Genomic DNA, 26548 nt, shown 5'->3' with positions numbered 1-26548 from the left:
ATTTGTTAATGCTACTGTCTGGGGCTTGATGTTGGTAGAAAGCTCTGTTTTAGCCAACGAAAAAGTAATTAACAATAGCCAAAATGAGATATCCTAACGTAATCAGACCACAAACAACTAAGTGCAATCGTTTGTTCATCAGGGCAACGGCAATGAATTCTCTTAAAAAAGCATTGGGTAAATAATAACGTGCTGTCTTTGAGCCAATCCCATCGATTTTTAGGCCAACTTCATCTGCGTACATCCCCGCCCTGAAGATATGGTAATTATTGGAAGTAAAGATTGCCTGATAACCAGCAGGTTTTTCCCGTTCCATAATTTCTTTACTAAACTGCATGTTCTCAAGCGTGTTAGTAGACTGAGCCTCCAGCAGAATATCCTCCGCTGGGATGCCTTGCTCTAAGGCATATTCCCGCATCGCTTGTGCTTCAGGAACCTTTTCATCAGGCCCTTGACCGCCAGACATTAATAATTGCGGTGGAGCTGAGGTTTCGGCGCTTTGTTTGCGATAAAATTGAATGGCGCGATCAATTCGTTTGGCTAATAAAGGAGTGACTTTTTCACCATTAATCAAGCCGGCACCTAAGACGATCACATAATCTTGATTGTATTTGGGATGATTGAATTGGTAGAGTAAGGAAATCGATAAAAAATTCCAAAAGACTACAAAAAAATAGACAGCAATCGTAGTGGGAATCGCTAGTAAAATGACTGACCAGCTAGGTAAAAGTTTTGGTCCAAAAGTCTGCAAAACAATCAGCGCGATAATAGCTAGTCCCAGAATTAAAGTCAGTAGATTAGGCAGTCTGCGTGATTCATGGCGTAGTACGATAAAGCTATTACCGATTAAGAAAATGATAGCGGCGTAGATTCCAAATAAGATTGCGAAGATAAATAGAATTCCTAAGATTCCAAGAATGCCTGCACCGATCAAAGAGCCGGCGACAAAAGTGACCAAGGTCACGTAGCCCATGAAGCTGATTAAGAACAGATTTAATAACCAGCCATTTCGCAAGCGACATTTTTCTTTGAAATAAAAATGCCAGAATAATAAAAAGAAGAAGAGCGGAATTAAAATGAAGAAGGTCTTATTTTGGATCTCAATGCCACAAAAATATAAAATAAAAAAAAGACCTGTCCACAAGAGAAGAGTTTTCGCTTTGCTCGATTTAAAACGAATCATCAAACCAATTAGAACAATAAAGTAAAAACCTAGGGCTAGTAAATCACGTTGTATATCCATTTCATCACATCTTTCCTAATTTAGAAGTAAAAAATATTCCTATTCGCTAATTCATCTGTATTTGTTGTTGAATCTATTTTAGACTATTCTTTGCCAGTATATCAAAGAAAAAGCTAAAGATACATGAAAGGACGATTAGTTGGTTTTCCAGCAGAAGATTAGTAAACTTAAGGAAAGGAGGGAATTGTATGGAGATTCAAGGTGTCAATCGTGTCGATTTACCGCGTCTGTTTGTGATTGGAAAAGAAGGCAGCGGGTTAGCAGAAGATGGTCCGTCATGGGTTCCTTTATTATGGGATCAGTTAAATGAGCATTTTGGGGAGCTAGTGAACCTTTTGGCAGGGCAAGAGATGAAAGATTTGCAGCTCTGGGGTTTAATGAGTGACAAAGAACAGTGGTTGGAGCCCTGGCAAAAAGAAGGACGCTATTTAGCCGGTGTTCAAGCACCGGCAGAAGCTAAAGTCCCTGAGGGCTGGACTCGTTGGGAAGTGCCACCAATGAGTTACTTAACGGTTATGGCAAGTGCTGAAAAAATCGAAGAAGCAACGAATTTGATGTTAGGCGAAATTTTTCCGCTAGAGAAATTCAAGCTTGCTGGCGCGATCCATGAGCATTACTTGCCCCATTTTGCAGAAGGTGAAGTTGAATTGTACTTTCCGTTTGAAGCCGAATAAAGCTAGGGAGAAAAAAAAGGTTTGAAGCCAACGTTAGCGCTTCAAACCTCTTTTTAACTTATGCGAATAAATTGGTAATTTTTTGCCAGATGATTTCAAAGGCATTGGCTTTTTCCACGGCGTTTTTGGTTACTAGATCGGTGGTGGCACCTTCATCTGATTGAAGGTAACCTAAGGTATCTTGCGGTAAAGCAACACTGACCGTTCCGATTTTTTCCCCTTTATGAACAGGCGCAATGATCGCATTGTTATCCAATAAAGATTGATCTAAAGTCGATTTGATCGTTAAATTATTGGTATCCATATCATTTCGGACCCATAGTTTAACCGGTTTTTCCATCGCTAAAGCGACGGTTTCTGTTTTGCCGTCTTTGACTTTTAGAGTCTTTTTATCTGTCGGCGTTTGACCGGCAGTCGTCACTTCTTGTTGACTCCAATTGTTTAAACAATAGTCCATCAAACTAGCAGTTTCAACAAAACGAGCATTTTCATCATTGGGTTGATTCAAGGCATTTAAAATGACCGTAATTACGCGGCGGCCATCTTTTTGGATGGTCCCGACAAAGCAAGCGCCAGCCAAGTCTGTGGTTCCGGTTTTCAGCCCATCGACGCCTTCTTTGTAATTCGGACCATCAAATAGCATGACGTTCCAATTTTTCATCTCGTCCGGCTGAGAACTGTTTGGAGCGAAGGTTTTTTCTTTGATTTTAGAAGTTTCTAAAACTTCCGGAAAATCTTTGATTAAATGCTGAGCCACGATGGCTACATCACGAGCAGACATCATGTTTTCATCATTTTCTTGCGTATCGGGGTAGACATGTTCGCCTAGATAAACATTACTAAGTCCAGAGGCGTTGATGATAGTCGCATCTTTGATTCCCCATTTTGTTAGTTGTTCGCGCATTTGATTGACGAAAGCCGGTTCGTCTCCAGCGATTAATTCGGCTAAAGCAACGGCGCTAGCGTTAGCAGATTGAACAATCATGGACTCAAAAAGATCTTTGACGGTGTATTTTTGGTCACGCACGAGAGTCACATTAGATAAATCAGGGACATTACTCAATTCTTCAGCATATTCTGAAATCGGGACTTCTTGATCCCAAGAAATTTTTTGCTGCTTAATCGCATCTAAAACAAGATAAGACGTAAGGGTCTTCGTGATCGATGCAATTCCTTTCGGGGTGTCGCCTTCTTGGTTGAAAAAAACTTTTCCAGAATCAGCATCGATGGCATAGCCAGCACTAGCATTGACGGAAAAATCATCGGCTGCTTGGGCGGTAATGCCAATGAGGCTCTGGCAAAAAAGTAACAAGGCAACCAAAACGAGTGAAAATCTTTTCTTTTTATTCATTAAAGAGCTCCTTTATTTCTATTAACCTAAAAAGTTTAGCAAAATAACAGGGTAAATTCAATCAAATACGGGAAAACACCAGAGTTTTTCGTAAGTTTTCCAGAACTCTGGTGTAAGGTACTTATTTTTAATTAAAAACTACGTCCACCACCGCCGAAAGTTCCGCCGCCGCTGGAATTGGTGGTACTTCCGCCATCGCCGCCGCGATTATTATTGGAGGCTTTTGGGGTACGGCGAGTAGTGACGAAGGAATTGACCAACTGATCTTGGCGTTCGGTTACGTTTAGTTGAGCATTTTGGCGATAGGGGTAACGATAAGTCCCCGCTTTTAATTGATAACGCAGTCTTACCGAAACAAAGAATCCAATCGCGGCAATCGCTGCGATAATCAACCCAATTGTAAATTCAAGCGGGGTGATGGATTTGTAGTAAGTGATTTTACCGGTTGTTTCATCAATCCGATACGAGCCACTGGGGACTCCGTCGTCCACGAAGTCTTTCATGTTTGATAAATAGACTTGGCTAGCTTGGTAATAATCCCCGTTTTTCATGGCTTCCGCCACATCATCTAACAGCTGATCGCGCCGTTTGTCTGTGATGTAATCGATCATATTACCGGAAGTTGATAAGTAGATTTCTCTTTGATTCATGTCTAATAATAAGAGCGCACCGTTATTGTCTTTGCCCACCCGATCTTTGAGCTGGAGGTTGGCAAATTCGCGCGGTTCTTCATTATTTGTATTGGTAGTTAAAACAAAGACTTCGCCTTTAATCTTTTGATTGATGGCATCGGCTTGTTGGGAAAGCTCAGTCTGCTCTTCCGGTGTTAGTAAATTGGCTTGATCATCCACGGTGTTACTTGCGGCTAACACATTTAAGGGGCTGAACAACACGAGAAAAGCTAAAAGCCATAGGATTTTTTTCATAGAAAATACCCCACAATCATGGCAATTGCTAGAATAGCCGCGAAAATCCCGCCAGAGAACAACCCTAAACGTTTAGTACTGATCGGTAGGACACCGCTGACTTTGCCAGTTTGTCCGTTCATCGCATAGTAATACGTTTTGTTTGCCGTATCTTGATAGGTCACCAGCCAGACGGGCAGCAACATGTAATGATTGTCCTGCTTTTCAATTGCGACTGATTGATTGCTAGGAGTGAAAGTCGTGTAACCAGAAATGGTATCTCGCAAAAGGTCTTCCGTGTATTCGGTTAGTTCATGACCGATTTGTTCAGCTAACTCTTTAATCTCGATATCGCGTTTTTCTGCTTGAAAGCCCGCTAAATATTCGGTATGAAAATCGACCGCTTGATCAATTGGAAAAGGCTGAACACCTTCTACCATTTTTTGCTGCAAGTTTTTCTTTAAAGCATTTTTGGTTAGGTGATTGATCGTTGCTTTGCCTTTACGGAAAATTTGATAAATTTTGGTTTCGGTATATTCAAGGTCACCGACGATCCAAACCCGCAGCGAAGTACCTTTACCGGTTAGATTGCCGTCGGTTTCTGCATCAATCACCCAGTAAGGGAAATAGACGCCCGTCAGCTTTTCAATCTGCTGTTCATTGAAAAAATCTTTTGGCACGAAACGTTTTTTCTTGGTCCAGGCCAAAAAGTCAGCGACCGCTTTTTGACGATCAATTTTAAAGGGCAATACTTTATTTGGTAAGAATTCCCCGCTCAAACGTCCCGATAAGACGACGGGATTATGACAAAAGTAGCAGTAAGTTGCAGCGGTAGTGTGATCGGTGACAATCTGAGCGCCACAGCTGGGACAGAGAAATAGATCAACCTCACTGCCGGGAGATTCCGCAGTCTCAGCAGTTTCGGTGGCTGCGGAATCTGCTGACTTCGCCTCAAATTTTTCGATATCTTCCACTGTGAAAATACTTAAACAATAGTCACAGTGGAATTTTTGATCACTGGGATTAAACGTTAAAGGACCGCCGCAGTTTGGACAATGATGCGTCAATACATCAGCCATTTGCAGATCCTCCTAATTCATAATAATAGCTTCATTTTGCGCAAAACGAATTTGCTCTTCAACGTAAACAACTTAGTTAAACGGCAAAGTCGTTGCGCTTTTGAATAAGGGCCAACTCGTGTTCGGTTAAAATCAGTCCAATGGAAGACCTTTGAAGGGTTTGCCACAGTGAGGACAGAATTTTGGTACACCATTGCTTAAATCAACAACTTCGCCACAGTCACTACACTTCATTTGGATTTTAGCTGCCGTCGCTGGCGCGGGTTTTGGCTCGCCACAATTACTACAGAATTTACCAGAATTTTCAGTTCCGCATTTAGGACAGGTCCATTGATCTTCCGTTGCTTTTTGCTGTGCTTGCTGGTTTTGCTGAATTTGTTGATTGTTGCTTTGCGAGGCTTGATTAAGAAAATCTCCGCCGGCATTCATGCCCATGCCCATCCCGAAGAAACCAGTGGTGGCACCGGCATCATTTTTACCGGCAGCTTCCATGCCGCGAGCAACAGAGCCTTGAACATAACCCTCACGAACGCTCGGGTCGCCTAACATCGCACCTTCATTCCGCATATTGATCAATTTAGTCGAATCATCGGTGTAAGAAATGCTGGCAACTGCGACAGAGACGATCTCCATGCCACGCAGATCTCGCCAACTGTCATCTAACGCATCCGCTAAGTATTTGCTTAGTTCTAAACTCTTTGAAGGAACATAAGAAATCCGTTGACCATCGGCAGACATTTGATTGATGGCCGCTTGTAAACCAGTCAAAAATTCTTGTAAGTATTGCTCGTTGATATCGCTGATATCGACTTGATCCATATTTCTTGGAATCGCGTTGGCAAAGAATAAGATTGGATCAGTTATTTTAATAGAATACGTTCCATGGGCCCGTAAGAATAATTCAGCGTTGTAAAAATTATCAAAATAATTCAATGGTGTGCTGGTCCCAAATTTGATGCCTTTAATTTCTTGCAGATTGATATAAAAAACTTGCTGTTTCTGTGGGGTGACGCCGCCGAATTTGAAGCGACTGAAAGTTTCAGCAACAGCGTCTTTTAACGAACCGTTGAACATTGAAGGTGCAGAATTATTTTCCACCGTGTAATAGCCTTCTTCGGCGGTGTAGTCAATGATTTTGCCACCGTCAACTAAGAGCATCATCATATTTGGGTAAACGTGGATCACTGAGCCGTCAGTAATCACATCACTAGTGCCTTTTTTGTTGCTGCCGCGCTTATCATCTTTCCGGACAGCGATGCCCTTTGACATGACCGTTGTCTGTCCCATGTCAGCCGGTTCAATAATTTCTAGCCACTGATCAGCTAGCCCGCCACCGATACTACTGGTTGCTGCTTTAAATAATCCCATAAATATCCCTCCATAAAAACGTTTTTTCCATTATACCATAGGGCTTTTTTTTAAGAGAAAGGAAGCGACCAAACAAATTAAGAGACACTAAACAATTGATGTAGGTCGTTGGTTTTTATAGTTTTTTTGGTAAAAATCACGTATAATAAAAAGCAGTGATTTTAAAGGAAAAGAGGAGAATTATGGCGTATCAAGCACTTTACCGCGTTTGGCGTTCGCAACGGTTTGATGATTTAGTCGGACAAGAAGCAATCACAAAAACGTTGAAAAATGCGATCCAACAACAGAAAACTTCCCATGCCTATTTATTCACGGGTCCTCGTGGAACAGGGAAGACTAGTGCGGCAAAGATTTTTGCCAAAGCCATCAATTGTCCCAATAGCGTTGATGGGGAGCCTTGTAATGAGTGCGAGATGTGTCGTTCCATCACTGAGGGCCGCCAAGAAGACGTGATCGAGATTGATGCTGCTAGCAACAATGGGGTAGAAGAGATCCGCTTTATTCGTGATCGTGCCAATTACGCACCTACTGCCGCAAAATATAAAGTCTATATCATCGATGAAGTTCATATGCTTTCTACTGGTGCTTTTAATGCGTTACTTAAAACGTTAGAAGAGCCAAAAGAACATGTGATTTTCGTTTTAGCCACTACTGAACCACATAAGATACCGGCAACGATCATTTCTCGGACACAACGGTTTGATTTTAAACGGATCGATGTCCAAGCAATCATTGGTCGAATGAAGTATATTTTAGAAGAAAGTAATCAACCCTACGAAGAACAAGCTTTAGCGGTGATTGCTCGAGCTGCAGAAGGTGGGATGCGGGATGCCTTGAGCATTCTGGATCAAGCGATTTCTTTTAGCAACGAGACAATCACTTTGGCGGATGCTTTAGCAGTGACGGGCAGTTTGACGACAGAAATGATGGATAGTTTCATTGGCGCCTGTCTGCAGCAAGATGTCAGTGGTGCTTTGGAAGTGTTGGAAAATATTTTGGCTGAAGGCAAAGAAGCGCGGCGGTTGACAGAAGATCTATTATTATATTGCCGAGATTTGTTGATGTATCAGCAAGCCCCGAAACTTTTAGCCAATCGAGCGGCCTATTTAACGGAACCATTTAAGCAATTAGCCGATACAACGGCATCAGAGCACTTATATGGAATGATCAAAATTTTAAGTGAGACACAAAATGAGATTCGTTTTACCAATCACGCCAATGTTTACTTGGAAGTGGCTACCGTTAAATTAGCAACAGCGCAAGCGCAGGACGTAAGAACAGCCGCCAATCAGTCGGCTAGTTCCTCCCTTACTGAGGTCAATCAATCAGCCGATCAGACAGAACTGACTGCTTTGAAAAAACAAGTTCAGCAGCTACAAACGGAAGTCCAACAATTAAAAAATAATCCGACTGTGGAAAAAGAAGAGCGGAAAGTGGCACCGAAAAAGCCGGCTAGTAGCTATCGTGTTCCAACGGAACGAGTTTATCAAGTTTTGAGTGAAGCGACAAAAGATTATTTGAGCAAGGTGAAAAATGTTTGGGAAGATTTATTGATGGCCTTGCCAGTCACTCAGCGAGCGATGCTAAAAGCCAGTGAACCGGTGGCCGCTGGACCAGACTTACTATTGATTATTTTTGATTACGAAATTGTTTGTCAACGAGCAGACAGCAACGATGAGCTACGCTTGAATATGCAGAATAGTTTAAGTATGATGATCAGGGATTACACCCCGGGTTTCGTTTTCATTACGCGGGAAAGTTGGCCGCGTCTTCGTCAGTCCTACCTTAGCCAACACCATGATCGTCCAGCGGTGACTGAAGAGCATGAAACAGAAGCTGAGATTAGCTTATTACCGCCAGAAGAAACCAATGAAGTTGTTGAACAGGCGAAAAGTATGTTTGGCGATCTTGTTACGATAAAAGATGATTAAAAAAGATCGATTATTTCGTTAGTCTTCGAATTAACTAAAAGACCAAAATAAAATCATAAAGAAAAAGGAGCGACTAATTAAAATGATGCGCGGAATGGGAAACATGCAAGGCATGATGAAACAAATGCAAAAAATGCAAAAAGAAATGGTGAAGGCTCAAGATGAATTGAATGCCACAGAATTTACTGGCAGTTCCACCAACGATTTAGTTACAGTAACGTTTACTGGCGACAAACAAATGAAGTCAATGGCGATTAATCTCGAATTGATTGATCCCGAAGATCCAGAAATGCTGCAAGATATGATCGTTTTAGCAGTCAATGATGCAATTGCAAAAATTACCAAAGAGACCGATCAAACGATGGGTAAGTATACAAAAGGACTTCCAGGAATGTAAGTAATTTTGTTGTAAAAAGAGATACTAAGTAAGACGATTTATCTAAGGCGAACGAGGTCGAGCTTTATGAATTCGCTCGGTCACCAAGCTATGGTCAAAGGAACTTGGTGACACGCGATCGATATAGTCAAGGGCTAGGCAAGTTTGTTCGGCCTTTCCTACTAGAAAGGAAGAACATCATGCAATATCCAGAACCAATTGCAAAACTAATTGAAAGCTATATGAAATTACCGGGAATTGGACAAAAGACTGCGACTCGTTTAGCTTTTTTCACAATTGATATGAAAGATGAGTCGGTGAATGAATTTGCGCGCTCATTAATCAGTGTCAAACGAGATTTGCGCTTTTGTAGTATTTGCGGCAATATCACTGAAGAGGATCCTTGTGAAATCTGCTCGGATCCAACCCGTGATCGCAGTACGATCTTAGTTGTTGAAGAGCCTAAAGACGTGATGTCGCTAGAAAAGGTTCGCGAATATCATGGACTGTACCATGTGTTACATGGAGTATTGTCACCAATGGAAGGAACTGGACCGGAGGATATTAATATCGCACCTTTGCTCAAACGACTGCATGATGATGTGGTTAAAGAAGTAATTATCGCTACCAATGCTACGACTGAAGGGGAAGCGACCGCGATATATCTGTCACGATTGATTAAACCAGCTGGGATCAAAGTTACGCGCTTGGCTCACGGTCTATCTGTCGGCAGTGATATCGAATATGCTGATGAGATTACTTTGTTAAAAGCAGTGGAAGGACGCCGTGAATTATAAGTATTTCGCGGTGTCTTTTTGAAAGAAAGATCAAAATTATTTTGGGGGACAAGAAAGTGAAGGGATTATTTATTACGATTGAAGGCCCGGATGGTGCCGGCAAGACGAGTGTGCTGAATGAGCTTTATCCGAGACTGCAGCTAACAGCGAAACACGCCATTATTAAGACGAGAGAACCAGGGGGCATTCCGATCGCTGAAAAAATTCGTCACGTGATCCTTGACCCAAAAAACGATAAAATGGATGATCGGACGGAAGCGATGCTGTATGCGGCAGCGCGTCGTCAACATTTGATTGAAAAGGTCTGGCCGGCACTCGATGCAGGGAAAATCGTTTTATGCGACCGCTTTGTTGACAGCTCTTTAGCCTATCAGGGTGCGGGGCGTGGAATTGGCATGAAAGAAGTTGCACAGTTGAATGAATTTGCGACAGAAGGAACTACACCAGATATTACTTTGTATCTAGACGTCGATTCAGATACGGGTTTACAACGAATTATGAAAAACCGGACCAATCAAATTGACCGTTTGGACTCAGAAGGGTTACAATTTCATCAAAGGGTTCGACATGCATATTTAAAATTAGTTGATGCAAATCCAGATCGGATCATAAAAATTGATGCGCGGAAACGTTTAGACGAAGTCGTGGAAGATTGTTTTTACGAACTAGTGACCCGTTATCCCGACTATTTTTAATCATGAGAGGTGTAAACTATGAAACTTATTTTAGCAATCGTCCAAGATAAAGATTCCAACCGTTTAGCCAACGAATTTATTGATGCCAATATTCGAGCAACAAAACTGTCCTCAACCGGTGGCTTTTTGAAAGCTGGTAATAGTACGTTTATTATCGGGATTGAAGACGAACGAGTAGAGTCTGCTTTAGCCTTGATCAAAGAAACGTGTCAAGCGCGGACCCAATATGTCACAACGCCAGTAACGTTAGATATCTCATTAGACGGCCAAGTGCCTTATCCTGTTGAAGTTGAAGTCGGCGGTGCCACAGTCTTTGTCTTGCCAGTCGAAGGCTTCCAGCAATATTAAAAATGGAAGAAGCGCAAAAACTTCAGACAATTCAGCCAATCGTTTTTCGGCAATTGCAAAACAGTTTTGAGCATGGGCGTTTGGCCCATGCTTATCTTTTTGAAGGCGATCAAGGAACTGGTAAAGCAGAACTGGCACTGTGGTTCACCAAACACCTTTTTTGTTTAGATTTGCAAGCGGGGATGCCTTGTGAAAAATGTAATAATTGTCTGCGAATTACTTCGAGAGAACATCCTGATGTGGTGGAAATTGAGCCTGATGGTCAATCGATCAAAGTGGATCAAATTAGAGCACTCCAAAGTGAATTAGCTAAAACCGGTTTTGAGTCGGCCAAAAAGGTCGTTATTATTCATCAAGCTGAGAAGATGAATGTAAGCTCGGCCAACAGTTTGTTGAAATTCTTAGAAGAACCGCCAGCAAACTTCATGATAATCTTGGAAACACAGTCGTTAGGTAAAATTTTGCCGACGATTCGTTCACGCTGTCAGATTATCCATTTTCAAGCGTTGTCAACGGAACGCTTGCAGTCCCGTTTAGCAACGGAGCAAGTCCCTGCAAAAACTGCGAAACTATTAGCGAATTTAACAAATAGTTATACAAAAGCTGTTGAAATCTCAAAAGATGAATGGTTTAATGAAGCTAGAGATGTTGTTATTCAATGGTTTAATTATCTCGAAAAAAATGATCCGCAAGCTTTTATCTATGTGCAGAAAAAATTGGTGAAGACGTTTAAAGACAAAGCTCAGCAGCAATTCGCTTTTGAAATGCTAGGATACTTTGTGAAAGAAAAGCGTAATCAAGTGATGAAACAGAATCAAGCAGGTTTAGCGAAATACAATAATCTGTTAGAAGAAGTTTTAACGGCCAACCAAAAACTAGAAGCAAACGTATCATTTCAAAATATCGCAGAACAAATAACGTTGCGTAGCGTCTTTGCTTAACGTTATTTAAGAGAGTAGGGAGAACCATGGTTGAAGTTGTGGGTGTTCGTTTTCGAGATGCTGGGCATATTTATTACTATGCACCAGGGAAAAACGAATATTTTTATAATGATAAAGTCTTGGTTGAGTCACAACAGGCGCACCAGATTGCGACAGTGGCAATTCCAAAAATCGACATTGAGAAAAAAGATTTGTCGGATGATTTAAAAACGATTTTACATAAAGCCTCTGATAAAGAGCTGAAAAAAGTTGCGCAAAATGAAGCAGATGCCGCGGCAGCCTTTAAAACGGCGAAGGAAAAGATTCGCCAGCACGGCTTAGAAATGAAATTGATCCAGGTAGAGTATACTTTTGACCGCAGTAAAATGATTTTTCATTTCACGGCGGATGGCCGAATTGATTTTCGCGAATTAGTGAAAGATTTGGCGAGTGTTTTTCGAACAAGGATCGAACTGCGTCAAATTGGCGTTCGTGATGAAGCTAAAATCTTAGGTGGAATCGGTCCTTGTGGTCGACCGCTTTGCTGTTCGACGTTTTTAGGTGATTTTATCCCAGTTTCGATCAAAATGGCGAAAGATCAAGGATTATCGCTAAATCCAACTAAAATTTCAGGGTTATGTGGTCGCTTGATGTGCTGTTTGAAATACGAAAATAGCGAATATGAAGCAGCCAAAAAGGCGATGCCTGATTATGGTAAGGAAATCAATACTCCAGAAGGTCGCGGAAAAGTGGTCGGATTGAATTTGCTGAGTAAAGTAGTCAAAGTTCGTTTATTTGGTCAGGATGCCGCAGTGGATTTTGATTTTGAAGAACTTGTTGAAGCGGGTGAATTATCATGATCGATCGACGTTCATTGTATGATGGCTTGAATCAATTAGAGCAAGAATTACAAAAAAACCTTGATGATTTAGTTTCCATGAAAGAGAATTTACTTGAGTTGATCGAAAAAAATGCTACGTTAGAGATGGAAAATGAGCGTTTGCGCGAACGAATTCGTGAAATCGATGAAAAGAAATCACCAATTTTAGATGAGCGGCAGGAATTATCTGAATCACGCTTAAATTTGGAAAAAATCTATGAAGATGGCTTCCATGTCTGTAATCTGCTCTACGGCTCAAGACGTGAACAAGATGAGCCTTGTGCATTTTGCTTAGATGTCATTTATCGAGAAAATAAACAAAAATAAAGCAAGGGCAGTCGTAGAAGATGAGCTTTTCGGCACCTTGTTTAGTCAGAAAAAGCGGGTATGACAAGCAGTGATGTCGCACCCGCTTTTTTGCGAATGAATAAATGTTGTTAGAAAAATCCTGATTTCAGAATAGTCTTATCTGACTGTAAGGAAAATTATCAAAAAGTTAGGAGAACGGCTGTGAAAATTCAAAAAAGTTTCTCACAAGAAGTGGGAACCTTATACTTAGTGCCCACCCCGATCGGAAACCTGGAAGATATGACGTTTCGCGCGGTTAAAACGCTGCAAACGGTCGATCTGATCGCTAGTGAAGACACGCGGAATACCCAAAAATTGTTGAATCATTTTGAGGTAAAAGTTCCACAGAAAAGTTTGCATGAACATAATTACAATGAGCGCATTCCAGAGCTACTGGCCTTTCTTGCAAGCGGCCGTTCGATTGCGCAAGTCAGTGATGCGGGGATGCCCTCTATCAGTGATCCAGGACATGAACTTGTTGTCGCCTGCATCGAAGCAGATATTCCCGTGGTGGCTTTGCCAGGAGCGACCGCTGGCATGACCGCGCTGATTGCTTCAGGATTGGTCCCACAACCGTTTTATTTTTATGGTTTCTTACAACGTAAAAAAAGTAGCCAGAAGAAAGAATTGAGCGAGTTAAAAAATCAAACAGCAACATTGATTTTTTACGAATCGCCGCATCGGGTCAAAGAGACGCTGAAAAATATTGCGGAGGTCTTAGGCAATCGTGATGTAGTGGTCTGTCGTGAGCTAACGAAGCTTTATGAAGAATATTTACGTGGAACGGCGGAAGAACTGTTGGATTATTTAGCGGATCATCCGTTAAAAGGAGAGTGTTGTTTGCTGGTCTCGGGAGCAACAGAAGTAGCTGAGGAAGCGGAAATTTTTGAAGGGTCGCTAAAAGAACAAGTGGAAGAATTAATTCATACTGGACAAACTTCAAAAGAAGCCATCAAAAGCGTTGCCAAACGACACGGTTTGAAAAAGCAGGATGTTTATAAAGAATATCATGAATTGTAAGAGCAGGAATTCCTCCTGCTCTTTTTGTGTGAAGTTTTCTGACATAAAAAGTCATTAAATTAGAAAAAAATGAAAAAAATGAGTAAAAACACTTTTTTTATTTGAAAACGATGTTAGAATACTTAACATAAAAGGAAATGGAGTGGTTAGATGGCAGCAAATATTGCATTTATTTTGATTTGTTCAGGATTGGTTTTTCTCATGACTCCCGCATTGGCATTTTTCTATGGCGGCTTGGAACGCAGAAAAAATATTCTGAACACGATGATGATGGTCATTTGTACAATGGGGTTGGCTTCTTTGATTTGGGTAGCTGTAGGCTATTCATTATCCTTTAGTGGTGGCGGAGATTTTGTTGGAAACCTGGATAAAGTATTTTTCAACAATGTTTCTTTGGTAAATGGCGAGGGAATTCCGGAAGGATTATTTGCCTTCTTTCAAATGATGTTTGCACTGATTACAACCGCGATTTTAACTGGGTCAGTAGCTGGGCGGATGCGTTTTTCTGCGATTTTTCTTTTTATAGCTATCTGGTTGGTTGTGGTCTATTTCCCAATGGCTCATATGGTTTGGGGCGGCGGTTTTCTTGATAAAATCGGTTCGATTGATTTTGCCGGCGGGAATGTCGTGCATATCAGTTCAGGAATTTCTGGTTTGGTTTTGGCGATCGTTTTAGGACGCCGACGGGAATATCATTTAGGTGATTATCGTCCGCATAATGTACCGTTTGTTGTATTAGGTACTGGTTTATTATGGTTTGGCTGGTTTGGGTTCAATGGTGGATCTGCTTTAGCAGCTGATGGTTTAGCGATTCATGCAGTGATCACGACTAATACTGCAGCCGCTTGTGCCATGCTTTCGTGGATGCTGATTGAGAAAATTTTAAATGGTAAGCCCACGGTAGTCGGTGCTTGTACCGGTGCTGTAGTGGGGCTAGTGGCGATCACTCCAGGCGCAGGTTTTGTTTCGATTTGGTCAAGTATTGTGATTGGTGCATTGGTTAGTCCGTTTTGTTATTACTTTATTGCGGTCATCAAACAAAAGCTTGGTTTTGATGATGCTCTAGATGCTTTTGGTTGTCATGGTGTTGGTGGGATATTTGGTGGAATTGTAACAGGAATTTTTGCTGATCCAGCTGTCGGCGGAAAAGTTGGATTGATCTATGGTGAGACACATTTGTTCGTTGCTCAAATCGAAAGTGTAATCTTTACTCTTGTCTTTGCTGGAGTAGCCAGTTATCTAATCATTTCATTGATAAAGGTCTTCATGCCGATTCGCGTCTCGCAACAAGAAGAAGCGCTGGGACTGGATCAAATCGAACACGCTGAAAATGCGTATCCAACATTTATGGGAATGGATTCTTAGGAGGTCGAGAACGATGAAAAAAGTAGAAGCAATCATTAGGCAAGAAAAATTAGAAGATATCAAAGCGGCATTGGATCAAGAAGTTGAGATAAATGGCATGACCGTCAGTCAAGTATTAGGCTGCGGCTTACAAAAAGGCCAAAAAAGTCATGTCAGAGGACAAGAAATCATCACGACATTGCTGCCTAAAGTATCGGTTAGTTTTATTTTAGCAGACGAAGATGTGGAGCGAGTAATCGATTTGATTTTGGCTACGTGTCAGTCGGAGGAATGTGGAACCGGCAAGATATTCGTGTATCCGATTGAGGAAGTTATTCGAATTCGCACAAGGGAACATGGACAAGCGGCGATTCAATAAAAAAGAGTCATACAAAAGTATTTTTGAAACTTTTGTATGACTCTTTTTGTGATAAATCCTAGGCCGATAAAACTGTCAGCCAAGACCTGTTAGTTACCTTATGAATGATCTTAAGGCGTAAAAAAACCACCATAGCCGTCACTATGGTGGAAATGAAGGTTGTTATTTACTCTTGGTAGGAGTAAGTATGAAAAACCAATTCGGGATAATTGGTATGCCTACATAATAAAGCATTCAGTCAATGAAATCATGAATAGCGGTTTGTTAATCACTAAGAAATGTATTAGAAAAGACTTATGCAAATTATCGTAAAATTTTTCGTTTAATTTCATAAATGTAAGGGTTGCATTTTGTTTCGAGGAATTTAAGAGCTATGGTACACTGAAAGTGGAATAGTTAAATAGGAGGGTACATTTATGGCAAATATTAGTAAAAAGTTACTATCTGAATTGACGTCAGAAGAAGCAACGGGTCCATTTATCACGTTTATGTTGAATACGCATCATGCCCATCAGGATGTTGAAAAAGACCAAATCATGTTTAAAAATTTTGCTAAAGAAGCGAAAAAGCGTTTCGAGAAAAAGTACACTGATCATAATTTCGAACCATTCCAAGCAAAAATTGATCAATTATTAGCAGATGGCGATTTCTGGCGTAGCGGAACAAAGAGTGTCGCAGTGATCTTAACTGCAGAAGCAATCTACATCCATCGTTTAAATATCGCTGTTGATGATCAATACTATGTCAGCGATCTGCCATATTTATTGGCAATCATTAAAAATGCACAATTTAACTACTCATATTATTTAATGGCTTTAAATCGCGATTCTATGAAGCTTTACTTTGTTCGTAATAAAGAAGTTAAAGCAGTTGAATTACCAGAAGGAGCACCAAAGGATATTGTAACGGCTCTTGGTGATGAATTAACTGGCGGAAATTTAAATGTCTCGGCTCGCGGCGGTGAAGTCGGTAGTTTCCACGGGATTAACACAAAAGACGAAGAAGTTGAAATCGACTGGGTAAATTATTATCAAGCGGTCGATAATTTCTTGAAAGAACTGGATAATCCAGAGCAATTTCCGTTGTATCTTTTCGCTTTGCCGGAAAATCAAACGCAGTTTAAGAAAATTGCTAAAAATCCTTACTATTCAGATAAGGCGGCAATTAACGGTTCGCCTGCTCAAGCAACGATCAACGACATCAAGCAAGAAATGCAAAAGCTTTCTGATCAATTAGCGGCAATCGAAACCCAAAGCTACCAAAAATTAATCGATCGCAAGTTTGTTGATCAATTGGTTGATATTGTGCCAGCAGCTAAGGAAGGCAAAGTTTCGCACTTGTTCATTGCAACATCGAATCTGATTGATGGATTTGGTGAAGATCCAGATGTCGAGTATGATCGGCGCCAAGTTTTGAATGAGCTTGCCGACAATGTTATCAAGAATGGCGGTCAGGTCTTTGTGCTAGATCAAAAAGTGGCTCCGGATGAAAAAAGTTTATTGGCGATCTTGCGCTATTAAGACGTAAATATTTCAAATGTATTAAGAAAAAACTTTTTAAGCGATAACCTAGTGTTATCGCTTCATCTATGTTATACTTCTAATTGTAGTTTTTGTACGGTAATATTGGCAAGTTTGTTTCAGACAACATCTTTCCTATTTCACCATTCAAGTAATTACAAATTAATTTTATCCTAGGAGGATGTTTAACATGGAACAAGGTACAGTAAAATGGTTTAACTCAGAAAAAGGCTACGGATTTATCACTGCAGAAAACGGAAACGATGTATTCGTACATTTCTCAGCAATCCAAGGCGACGGCTTCAAAACTTTAGAAGAAGGTCAAGCAGTGACTTTCGATGTTGAAGATGGCCAACGTGGACCTCAAGCTACAAACGTTAACAAAGCTTAATTATAGTAGACTTTTATGCCGGATGCGCAAGCATCTGGCTTTTTTTATTTTTAAAATTGGAATCGTTTTAACTGAAGAACTTGCTTGTAGAAAGTGGTATGATTCAGATATAATGCGTGGGGTAGACGGATGGTTTTCTTTACGCGATAATTAAAAATATTTAGTAAAATAAATTAACTAGTTATGGAAGGTGGGGTGAACGTGAAAAAAAATTACGCAGTCGTTGATATTGAAACAACCGGAACGGATCCACAAACGGATCGCATTATTCAATTTGGTTGTGTACTGATTGAAGATGGAAAAATCGTGACCCATTTTTCGACAGATATTAATCCGGATCAACCGATTCCTGCGCAAATTCAGACGCTGACTGGAATTACCAATCAGCGGACGAAAAAAGCCCCTTATTTTGAAGATGTGGCCCAGACGATTACCAATTTATTGGCAGATACTATTTTTGTGGCTCATAATATTCATTTTGACTATCACTTTTTAAGCAATGAATTGGAACGTTGTGGAATGCCACCCTTAACAATTCCGGGAATCGATACCGTCGAATTGGCTCAAGTATTCATGCCGACGTCATTGAGTTTCCGGCTAAAAGATTTGGCTGAAGAATTGAATTTAGTTCATGAAAATCCTCATCAAGCTGATAGCGATGCTGATGTAACGGCCCAGTTGTTGTTGCATTTAGCTACTCAAATAAAAAAATTGCCAATCATCACTCTGGAAAAAATCATTGCGACCGCTGATCAAATGGCGTTTCAAACCAAGGATTTCTTAGTAACTTGTTTAACGGAAATGCAAGCCAATCCCCAGCCCTTATCAGATGATTTAGCGATTATTCACGGCTTGGCACTACGTAAAAAACGGGTACCGCTTTTTACAGAAAGTTATTTCGGAACTAAGGCGTATCCTCGTTCTCGCAAAGCTAAGGAAAAAATTTATCAAGATGAATTAAGTTTTCGCAAAGAGCAAGCCCGTTTGATGAACTTGGTTTTTGATTTTTTCAATAAGAAGGATGATAAGAATGTCTTAGTGGAAGCTGCTACGGGAATTGGCAAGACCTTAGGATATTTACTACCGATGAGCTTTTTAGCGACACCAGAAAAACCGTTGGTGGTTAGTACCGTCTCTTTGCTTTTGCAAGAACAGATCCTGACGCATGATCTACCGTTGATCAACCGTTTATTGGATCAGCCTTTACAGGCAGTCGTCATGAAGAGTAGCCGCCATTATATTGATCTGGACCGTTTTTATCAGAGCTTTGAAAAAGGAACCGAGCAAAAACAATACAGCTTCTATCAAATGGCGGTCCTTGTTTGGTTGACTCAAACAGAAACTGGCGATTTTGATGAGTTGAATATGACCAGCTTGAAACATCCATTCTGGCAAGAAGTCGCGCACTTAGGGACTCAGACCTTGAATCCTCATAGTCCTTTTTATGAAGCGGATTTTATCCGCCATCGTCAAGAAAAAATGGCGCAAAGTAATTTAATCATTACGAATCACGCCTATCTGGCGCAAGAAGATCAAAGAAAGCAACCTCAACTGCCGAAGAGTCCCTATTTGATTATTGACGAAGCACACCATTTAAATCGTGTTTTGGAAAAAGTCAGTCTGCAGCAGCTCAATCTTTTGGCGATTCAACGTCAGTTTAATCGGTTGATGGAGGATCAAATGTTTGCGATTTGGCGGCGGCTCGTTGAAAGAGATCAACAGACGCAGCACACGTTGGAGATTTTACAAGATGTTTTACAAGAATTAAACGAGGATCTGACTGATTTTTATCAGATTTTCAAAGAGGAATACCCAGCGGAAGAAGAAGCTTTAATCACTAAGGAAATGATTGACCAATTATCTTTAGCTGGAGAACAGGTTCTGCAGCGAATCGGTCGTTTATATCAGGATGCTTTGACTTTAGGCGAGCAACTGGAAACCTACTTTACGACGTATAAAGAGACCTTTTCTATTAAAGAACAGGCTCAGTGGAATGATCTTCAAGCGTTATTAGTCAACTTGGTGCAGCAACAGAATGCCTTTGAAACCTTTACTGAAAAGTGGCAGGCACGTTATGTTCATTGGTTCAATGTCAAACGCAAAACCTTCCAAGTGCAAGACTTGGAGGCGTCGTTAATCAATCAAACAAAGTGGTATGGACGATATCGTCAAATTTTGTATTTGGGAGGCACCTTAAAAGTCGGCAGTGATCGGCATTACTTTGCGAAACGTTGGGGAATTCCAGAAGCAGCCTTAAAAATTATCAGCAGTCCCTATGATTACGCGGAACAAGCGCGTCTATATTTACCAACGGACGCCATTAGTATCCAAGCGACTTCTCCTGATCATTATGCGAATTATTTGGCTGGAGTGATTCGTAAAATGGCCCAGCAACAGCAGCGGCCCATTTTAGTTTTATTTACTTCCCATGATATTTTGAATCGCGTCTATCAACGAGTACGCAGTCCGTTATTAAATGAAGGAAGAGAAGTTCTAGCTCAAGGAATCGGTGGCAGTCGGGAAAAACTGCTGAAGCGTTTTATGCTGTCAACGGATGCGCTGCTATTCGGAGCCGATAGTTTTTGGGAAGGCGTTGATTTGCCGGGAGAAGTTTTGCAGATCTTGATTGTTACTCGCTTACCTTTTGAAAATCCGCAGCGATTACAAGTCAAGGCGCGTAACGACTTTTTAGCAGCCGAAGGAATCAATCCCTTCTTCCAAGAAGCGGTTCCTCACGCCGCCCTACGTTTACGGCAGGCCTTTGGACGCTTGATCCGTTCGGAAAAGGATAAAGGTGTGATGCTTTTGCTGGATCAGCGGTTCATTACAGCCAGTTATGGAGAAAAATTACAAAAAGCTTTACCTAAAGAGTTGCCGATCAAGCAATTACCATTGCAAGAAATTTTACTGGAGACGGATCAATTTTTAAATTCTGACAAAAGTAACGAGAATTAATGAGGGAGCGTCCTTCTTTTGGTATAATGTACCTTGTCTGAGAGGAGTATGATTTTGGATACGAACAGTGCAGGACAACAGAGACTAAATCGTTGGTTGTTGGGGATCGTGACTTTTTTACTAATCATCATTGTGGCAGCGACCATGATTTTTATTCGTTCGAATCGTCCAATCCAGCAAGCCAAAAAAGAAACGGTTCAAATGGCAGAAAAATATGCCGATTTGAAAACGGTGGATCAATTTTATTGGTTCAATCGGGAGAAGACGTATTTTACAGTTACCGGTGAAAACAACAATGGTGAAGGAATCATTGTAATTGTGCCAAAATCGGGAGAGAAAATCCGAATCCTTAATCAAAAGGATGGCTTAAATGAAGGGCAAGCCGAAAAACAATTTGAAAGTGAACATCCAGAGTTACTGTTTGAAAAAGCAACACTAGGGATTTACCGCGATCAAACGTCTTGGGAAGTCACCGCCAAAGACGATCAAGGAGCGATTTATTATTACTTGCTGGCATTTAATGACGGCAAGGAGCTTAAAGTCATTAAAAATATCTAAAAAATCTTGGTAAGGGAGTTATCAGTTATGAAATTATCACAGCGTGTAACAAACCTAGAACCGTCCGTCACTTTAGCCGCCACCGCCAAAGCCAAAGAGTTGAAAGCCCAAGGATTAGATGTCATTAGTTTAACAGTTGGCGAACCGGATTTCACTACGCCGGAAAATATTGAACAAGCTGCAATCGAGGGAATCAAGAGCGGAAAAGTTAGTTTTTATACTGCTTCTGGTGGAACGCCTGAATTGAAGGACGCGATTGTTGATTTCACTAAGAAAAATTATGATTTGACGATTGAACCCAAGAATGTCATCGTGACAAGTGGGGCTAAGTTTGCCTTGTATACCTTGTTCCAAACAATTTTGGATGCTGGTGACGAGGTCATTATTCCTGTGCCTTATTGGGTTAGCTATGGTGAGCAAGTCAAATTAGCTCAAGGACAGCCTGTCTTCATTACAGGGGCACAAAGTAATGATTATAAGATTACGGTGGAACAACTCGAAGCAGTGCGAACAGCTAAAAGTAAAGCACTCATCATTAATTCGCCTTCAAATCCTACGGGAATGATTTATACAGAGGAAGAATTACGGGCGATTGGTGAATGGGCTGTTCAGAATGATCTGTTGATTATTTCAGATGATATTTATGATCATCTTGTTTATAATGGGAACAAAGCGCCGCATCTAGCTTCATTATCTGACGAGATATTCCAGCAAACGGTGATCATTAACGGCGTGTCAAAAACCTATTCCATGACTGGTTGGCGAATCGGTTATGCGATTGGGAATGCGGAAATTATTGGCGGAATGACTTCGATCGCTTCGCAAGCGACCAGTAACCCAACGGCAGTCAGCCAAGTAGCAGCAATCGAAGCGTTAGCCGGAGAGCAAGCGACGGCAGAAAAAATGCGTCAAGCTTTTGAAGAACGCTTGAATACCATCTATCCGAAAGTCGCTGCGTTACCAGGCTTTAAGCTGAAAAAACCGCAAGGCGCGTTCTATCTGTTTCCGAATATTAAGGAAGCAATGGAAATGGGCGGGTATGATAATGTGACTACTTGGGTCAATGATTTATTAGAACAAGAACAAGTTGCGTTAGTCACAGGAGAAGGATTCGGTTCGTCGGACAGTGTCCGGATGAGTTATTCAGCCAGCTTGGAAGACTTAGAAGAAGCTGTTGTCCGGATTCGCCGCTTTATTGAAAATAGTAAAAAGTAAGAAAAGCAATTCGGGATAAATAAGTTAGGAGAGACATTTGTGGAACAGATTCAAATTATCGATGCCAAGAATCATGTTGGCGAAACAGTAAAAATTGGTGCTTGGGTAGCTAACAAACGCTCAAGCGGAAAAATTTCTTTTTTACAATTGCGTGATGGGACTGCTTATTTTCAAGCTGTCGTAGTCAAAAGCGAAGTATCAGAAGAAGTTTTTCATTTAGCCAAAGAATTGACACAAGAAACGTCAATCATCGTGACCGGAGAAATTCGGGAAGATACTCGTTCAAAATTTGGTTATGAATTAGGCGTCAAAGAGATTGAAGTGATTGGTGAAAGCCATGATTATCCGATTACACCAAAAGAACATGGCGTGGACTTCTTGATGGACCATCGTCATTTATGGTTGCGGTCATCTCAACAGCATGCGATCATGTTGATTCGTAACGAAGTGATTCGAGCAACTTATGAATTCTTCAACAATAACGGTTTCGTGAAAGTTGATCCACCGATCTTAACGGGTTCAGCGCCAGAAGGTACTAGTGACTTATTTGAAACGAACTATTTTGATCAAAAAGCTTATTTATCTCAAAGTGGACAGCTATACATGGAAGCCGCTGCTATGGCAATGGGGAAAGTCTTCTCCTTTGGTCCAACATTCCGGGCAGAAAAATCTAAAACACGTCGTCATTTGATCGAGTTTTGGATGATCGAACCAGAAATGGCCTTCATGCACCAAGAAGAAAGCTTGGAAGTCCAAGAACAATATGTGGCTTACTTGGTTCAAAGTGTCCTAGATAATTGCGAATATGCTTTAGATGTATTGGGCCGGGATAAAGAAATTTTGAAAAACTATACAAAATTGCCTTATCCACGGATTTCTTATGATGAAGCCGTTGAGTTATTGAATAAAAATGGCTTTGATGATATTACTTGGGGTGACGATTTTGGCTCACCGCATGAAACCTTTATCGCGAACTCATTTGACCGTCCCGTTTTCATTTTGAACTATCCAAAAGCGATCAAACCGTTCTATATGAAACCACATCCAACTCGTGATGATGTAGTGATCTGTGCGGATATGATTGCACCAGAAGGTTACGGTGAAATCATCGGTGGTTCAGAACGTGCGACTGACTATGATTACTTGTTAGAACAAATTCGTGAAGCTGGACTGAACGAAGAAGAATATGCATGGTATTTAGATTTACGTAAATATGGTACCGTGCCGCATTCAGGTTTTGGTTTAGGCTTAGAACGGACGATTACCTTTATCTCAGGGATTGATCATGTACGTGAAGCCATTCCATTCCCACGTCTATTGAATCGTATTTATCCATAAAAATATTGAAGAATTCACGGTTGTCATTGATGACAGGCGTGAATTTTTTTCTTTAATGTAAATAAAATTTGGCAGTTTAATTGCTTTTTATTAGCTAAAGAAAGAACGGTTTCTAAAGAAATAATTCTTGAAAAAGCTTTCTTTTTCCGCTTGACATATGAATGACTGTTCATATATAATAAACATGAGGAAACATTCATATGTAAATTAGGGAGAAGGGGAGTTCATGAAAAAAATATATCGGTTAGATGGGTTAGATTGTGCGAACTGCGCAGCAAAAATTGAACGTTCGGTTCAGCAAATCAAGGGAGTGGAGCAGGCTCAGGTGGACTTTATGAGCACGAAGTTGACAATCGTTGCTTCTGAAAAGGAGATTGAGCGAATCAGTGATGAAGCGAAAGTGATCGTTAATAAATTAGAGCCAGATGTTGAAGTCAATAGTGTACAGATGGAAAAAGCGGAGGAAAGTTCTAAAGGAAAGATCATTCAAATTCTAGTGGCAGTCGTAGCGCTAGGTTTTTTAGTAATCTCTACTCCAGCAATGCCGTGGAAGTTGATTGCATATCTGATTTTGTATCTATGGATTGGTTATGATGTATTAAAGACTGCGATCACCAATATTTTTCATGGGGAGATCTTCGATGAGAATTTTTTGATGGCAGTTGCGACAGTTGGAGCCATTGTGATTGGGGAGTATCCGGAAGCAGTGGCGGTGATGTTGTTTTATCAAGTCGGTGAGTTTTTCCAAGATTATGCGGTAGCAAAATCAAGAAAATCCATCAGTTCATTATTAGCGATTCGACCGGATTCAGCCAACTTGATCCAAAATGGTGAAATAAAGAAGGTCGCGCCGGAGACAATCAAAGTCGGTGATCGAATTTTGATTCAACCAGGGGAAAAAGTGCCTTTAGATGGGATTGTCAAAGAAGGAAATTCCATGGTGGATACTTCAGCTTTAACCGGAGAGTCTGTTCCTCGTAGCATTCATCCAGATGAACAGATTTTGAGCGGCTTTATTAATCAAAGTGGTCAACTCACTGTTGAAGTGACGACGATCTTTGGTGAATCGACAGTCAGCAAAATTCTGGATCTAGTGGAAAATGCTAGCAGCAAAAAAGCCCCAGCAGAAAACTTTATTACTAGCTTTGCCCGGTACTATACGCCGATTGTTGTTGGCTTAGCTGCTTTAATAGCGATCGTTCCGCCACTTATTTTGGGAGAGCTGTTTTACGATTGGGTTTATCGCGCACTGACCTTTTTAGTAATTTCTTGTCCTTGCGCACTGGTAATTTCTGTTCCGTTGAGCTTTTTCGGTGGGATCGGTGGAGCCAGTAAGGCGGGTGTGTTGATTAAAGGCAGCAATTATATCGAAACATTAGCCAACGTTGAAACTGTAGTCTTCGATAAGACAGGCACGTTGACCAAGGGAGTCTTTGAAGTTCAAACTGTTGAAACTACTATCGACCAGAAGGATTTTCTACGGTATGTGGCCAGTGCGGAACAAAGCTCCAGTCATCCGATTGCGCAATCCATCGTAAACTATGTGGACCAACCATTATCTTCAGTCAGTCAGTTAGAAGAAATTGCTGGTTTTGGGATTTCGGTTGAGATTGAGGGACATCATTTCTTAGTCGGTAATGAGAAGTTGTTGGCAAAATACGCTATTTCCTTCCAACCAATCAATCAAATCGGCACGATCGTGTATGTGGCGATGGACAAAAAATACATTGGACATTTAGTGATTGCTGATGAATTGAAGGAAGATGTCGTGGAAGCTCTGACGAAAGTGAAAGAGCTCGGTGTGAAGCGGACAGTCATGTTGACGGGGGATAATCACCGAATTGCTGATGCGATTGGCAAAAAAATTGGAATCGATCAGGTATATAGTGAATTATTGCCGGAAGACAAAGTCTCTTATTTGGAAGAAGAGTTGAAACGGGGGCAAAAAACCGCCTTTGTTGGTGATGGCATGAATGATGCACCGGTATTAGCTCGGGCAGATATTGGCATCGCCATGGGCGGCCTTGGTTCAGATGCTGCGATTGAAGCAGCGGATGTCGTCATCATGGATGATCAACCAGCAAAAATTCCGGTAGCAATCCGAATCGCGCGTAAAACGATGGGCATCGTTAAACAAAATATTATTTTTGCGATTGGCGTAAAAATTTTAGTTTTAATTTTAGGTGCACTAGGTTTGGCGACGATGTATGCAGCCGTCTTTGCCGATGTTGGTGTAACCGTGATTGCTGTCTTGAATGCGATGCGCTGTTTGAAAATCAAATAATCGATGGAAAAGGCTTTATGGCAATCTTTGTCATAAAGCCTTTTTTGTCATGTTTACTTTTGATAGATAAAAATATTCAAATCGGTTGACTAATGACGATTACAACTGTAAACTTAAAGTGTGGATTACAGTTGTAAACGGAAGAGGTGAGAAGTTATGAGCATGACGATTGCACCAATCAAAATCAGCGATTCGGAATGGGAAGTGATGCGGGTGATCTGGACACAAGGATCAACCACCGCCCAGGAGATTATCGACATTTTAGGCCAAACCATGGAATGGAAGCCGGCGACAATCAAAACATTGCTGGGACGTTTGGTAAAAAAAGAAGCCGTTCGAACAGAACAAGCCGGGAAAAAATATATTTATCACCCAGCCATCAGTGAAGGTGAAACGGTCAAGAGTGCAACGGAGAATTTATTTTCTCATATTTGTGCAAAACGAATTGGAGAAACGATTGCTGATTTGATTGCCGAGGCTGAATTGACAGCGGCTGATGTTGAAAGGATCAACGCGCAGTTAATAAATAAGAAGACAGTCGAAAAGATCGAATGTAATTGTATTCCTGGCCAATGTGAATGCAACCATCATAAGTAATAAGGACAGTGCCATAATAAAATAAATCAATA

Annotated in this window: 25 protein-coding genes; 20 read left to right on the top strand and 5 right to left on the bottom strand. The window is 41.0% G+C overall.

Translation table 11 applies throughout. The features are described 5' to 3' along the window. Positions 1-49: 49 nt before the first annotated feature. The gene (locus EP1_RS03585; RefSeq protein ID WP_067623529.1) at positions 50-1243 is read right to left on the bottom strand and encodes a YdcF family protein; all 1194 of its coding nucleotides are present in this window, start codon (positions 1241-1243) and stop codon (positions 50-52) included. A 188-nt stretch (positions 1244-1431) separates the two neighbouring features. Here EP1_RS03585 and EP1_RS03580 point away from each other — a divergent pair, with 188 nt between their 5' ends. Further along, positions 1432-1917 carry a GyrI-like domain-containing protein gene (locus EP1_RS03580; protein WP_067623526.1) on the top strand — a complete coding sequence of 162 codons (486 nt, stop codon included), beginning with the start codon at positions 1432-1434 and terminating at the stop codon, positions 1915-1917. Between the two features lie 58 nt (positions 1918-1975). On the opposite strand, the gene EP1_RS03575 is transcribed toward EP1_RS03580, so the two are convergent. From EP1_RS03575 to EP1_RS03560, 4 genes are all read right to left on the bottom strand, one after another. Next, positions 1976-3268 carry a serine hydrolase gene (locus tag EP1_RS03575; protein WP_067623523.1) on the bottom strand — a complete coding sequence of 431 codons (1293 nt, stop codon included), beginning with the start codon at positions 3266-3268 and terminating at the stop codon, positions 1976-1978. A gap of 131 nt (positions 3269-3399) precedes the next feature. Next, positions 3400-4194 (bottom strand): TPM domain-containing protein, encoded by a 795-nt coding sequence (locus EP1_RS03570; RefSeq protein WP_067623519.1) that lies wholly within the window; start codon positions 4192-4194, stop codon positions 3400-3402. Then, positions 4191-5252 (bottom strand): TFIIB-type zinc ribbon-containing protein, encoded by a 1062-nt coding sequence (locus tag EP1_RS03565; protein WP_067623515.1) that lies wholly within the window; start codon positions 5250-5252, stop codon positions 4191-4193. Before EP1_RS03565 ends, EP1_RS03570 begins: the two co-directional genes overlap by 4 nt. Before the next feature lie 132 nt (positions 5253-5384). Further along, a complete protein-coding gene (locus EP1_RS03560; protein WP_067623512.1) occupies positions 5385-6620 on the bottom strand; it encodes an SPFH domain-containing protein in 1236 nt (411 codons plus the stop codon). Between the two features lie 182 nt (positions 6621-6802). Here EP1_RS03560 and dnaX point away from each other — a divergent pair, with 182 nt between their 5' ends. The 19 genes from dnaX (at position 6803) to EP1_RS03465 (ending at position 26516) form a co-directional block, all read left to right on the top strand. Further along, entirely contained in the window at positions 6803-8551 is a 1749-nt protein-coding gene (gene dnaX, locus EP1_RS03555; RefSeq protein WP_067623508.1) for a DNA polymerase III subunit gamma/tau, read from the top strand. An 82-nt stretch (positions 8552-8633) separates the two neighbouring features. Next, on the top strand, positions 8634-8948 hold the full coding sequence (locus EP1_RS03550; protein WP_083507482.1) for a YbaB/EbfC family nucleoid-associated protein: 315 nt from the start codon (positions 8634-8636) through the stop codon (positions 8946-8948). Positions 8949-9127: 179 nt separating this feature from the next. Next, complete coding sequence (gene recR, locus EP1_RS03545) at positions 9128-9724, top strand: recombination mediator RecR (RefSeq protein ID WP_067623504.1); 597 nt, start codon at positions 9128-9130, stop codon at positions 9722-9724. 56 nt (positions 9725-9780) lie between these two features. Beyond that, entirely contained in the window at positions 9781-10419 is a 639-nt protein-coding gene (gene tmk, locus EP1_RS03540; RefSeq protein WP_067623501.1) for a dTMP kinase, read from the top strand. Between the two features lie 18 nt (positions 10420-10437). Beyond that, on the top strand, positions 10438-10767 hold the full coding sequence (darA, locus tag EP1_RS03535; RefSeq protein WP_067623498.1) for a cyclic di-AMP receptor DarA: 330 nt from the start codon (positions 10438-10440) through the stop codon (positions 10765-10767). Between the two features lie 2 nt (positions 10768-10769). After that, on the top strand, positions 10770-11708 hold the full coding sequence (holB, locus tag EP1_RS03530) for a DNA polymerase III subunit delta' (RefSeq protein ID WP_067623496.1): 939 nt from the start codon (positions 10770-10772) through the stop codon (positions 11706-11708). A gap of 26 nt (positions 11709-11734) precedes the next feature. Beyond that, positions 11735-12547, top strand: coding sequence for a PSP1 domain-containing protein (locus EP1_RS03525; RefSeq protein WP_067623494.1), 813 nt, complete (start codon positions 11735-11737; stop codon positions 12545-12547). Beyond that, positions 12547-12894, top strand: a complete 348-nt coding sequence (locus EP1_RS03520) for a DNA replication initiation control protein YabA (RefSeq protein ID WP_174519736.1) — start codon at positions 12547-12549, stop codon at positions 12892-12894. The genes EP1_RS03525 and EP1_RS03520 overlap by 1 nt, the downstream gene beginning before the upstream one ends. Positions 12895-13077: 183 nt before the next feature. After that, positions 13078-13935 (top strand): 16S rRNA (cytidine(1402)-2'-O)-methyltransferase, encoded by an 858-nt coding sequence (gene rsmI, locus EP1_RS03515; RefSeq protein ID WP_067623487.1) that lies wholly within the window; start codon positions 13078-13080, stop codon positions 13933-13935. Positions 13936-14085: 150 nt separating this feature from the next. Next, positions 14086-15300 (top strand): ammonium transporter, encoded by a 1215-nt coding sequence (locus EP1_RS03510; protein ID WP_067623484.1) that lies wholly within the window; start codon positions 14086-14088, stop codon positions 15298-15300. 13 nt (positions 15301-15313) lie between these two features. Further along, positions 15314-15658, top strand: coding sequence for a P-II family nitrogen regulator (locus EP1_RS03505; RefSeq protein ID WP_067623481.1), 345 nt, complete (start codon positions 15314-15316; stop codon positions 15656-15658). A 416-nt stretch (positions 15659-16074) separates the two neighbouring features. After that, positions 16075-17178: a baeRF6 domain-containing protein gene (locus EP1_RS03500; RefSeq protein ID WP_067623477.1), complete on the top strand. Its 1104-nt coding sequence runs from the start codon at positions 16075-16077 to the stop codon at positions 17176-17178. Positions 17179-17368: 190 nt separating this feature from the next. Beyond that, positions 17369-17569, top strand: coding sequence for a cold-shock protein (locus EP1_RS03495; RefSeq protein ID WP_010740784.1), 201 nt, complete (start codon positions 17369-17371; stop codon positions 17567-17569). A gap of 183 nt (positions 17570-17752) precedes the next feature. Next, entirely contained in the window at positions 17753-20524 is a 2772-nt protein-coding gene (locus EP1_RS03490) for a helicase C-terminal domain-containing protein (protein WP_067623474.1), read from the top strand. Between the two features lie 54 nt (positions 20525-20578). Continuing rightward, positions 20579-21082, top strand: a complete 504-nt coding sequence (locus EP1_RS03485) for a cell wall elongation regulator TseB-like domain-containing protein (protein ID WP_083507480.1) — start codon at positions 20579-20581, stop codon at positions 21080-21082. A gap of 27 nt (positions 21083-21109) precedes the next feature. After that, positions 21110-22297, top strand: a complete 1188-nt coding sequence (locus EP1_RS03480; RefSeq protein WP_067623470.1) for a pyridoxal phosphate-dependent aminotransferase — start codon at positions 21110-21112, stop codon at positions 22295-22297. Positions 22298-22336: 39 nt separating this feature from the next. After that, complete coding sequence (gene asnS, locus EP1_RS03475) at positions 22337-23635, top strand: asparagine--tRNA ligase (protein ID WP_067623467.1); 1299 nt, start codon at positions 22337-22339, stop codon at positions 23633-23635. A 226-nt stretch (positions 23636-23861) separates the two neighbouring features. Further along, positions 23862-25919: a heavy metal translocating P-type ATPase gene (locus tag EP1_RS03470; protein ID WP_067623465.1), complete on the top strand. Its 2058-nt coding sequence runs from the start codon at positions 23862-23864 to the stop codon at positions 25917-25919. Positions 25920-26075: 156 nt separating this feature from the next. Further along, positions 26076-26516 (top strand): CopY/TcrY family copper transport repressor, encoded by a 441-nt coding sequence (locus EP1_RS03465; RefSeq protein ID WP_067623462.1) that lies wholly within the window; start codon positions 26076-26078, stop codon positions 26514-26516. Positions 26517-26548 lie beyond the last annotated feature (32 nt).

Origin of the sequence: Enterococcus pseudoavium NBRC 100491 (assembly GCF_001544295.1) — a bacterium.
GTDB lineage: Bacteria > Bacillota > Bacilli > Lactobacillales > Enterococcaceae > Enterococcus_A > Enterococcus_A pseudoavium.
Note: the sequence above shows the minus strand (reverse complement) of the source record. Positions and strands in the feature narration are given on the sequence as shown.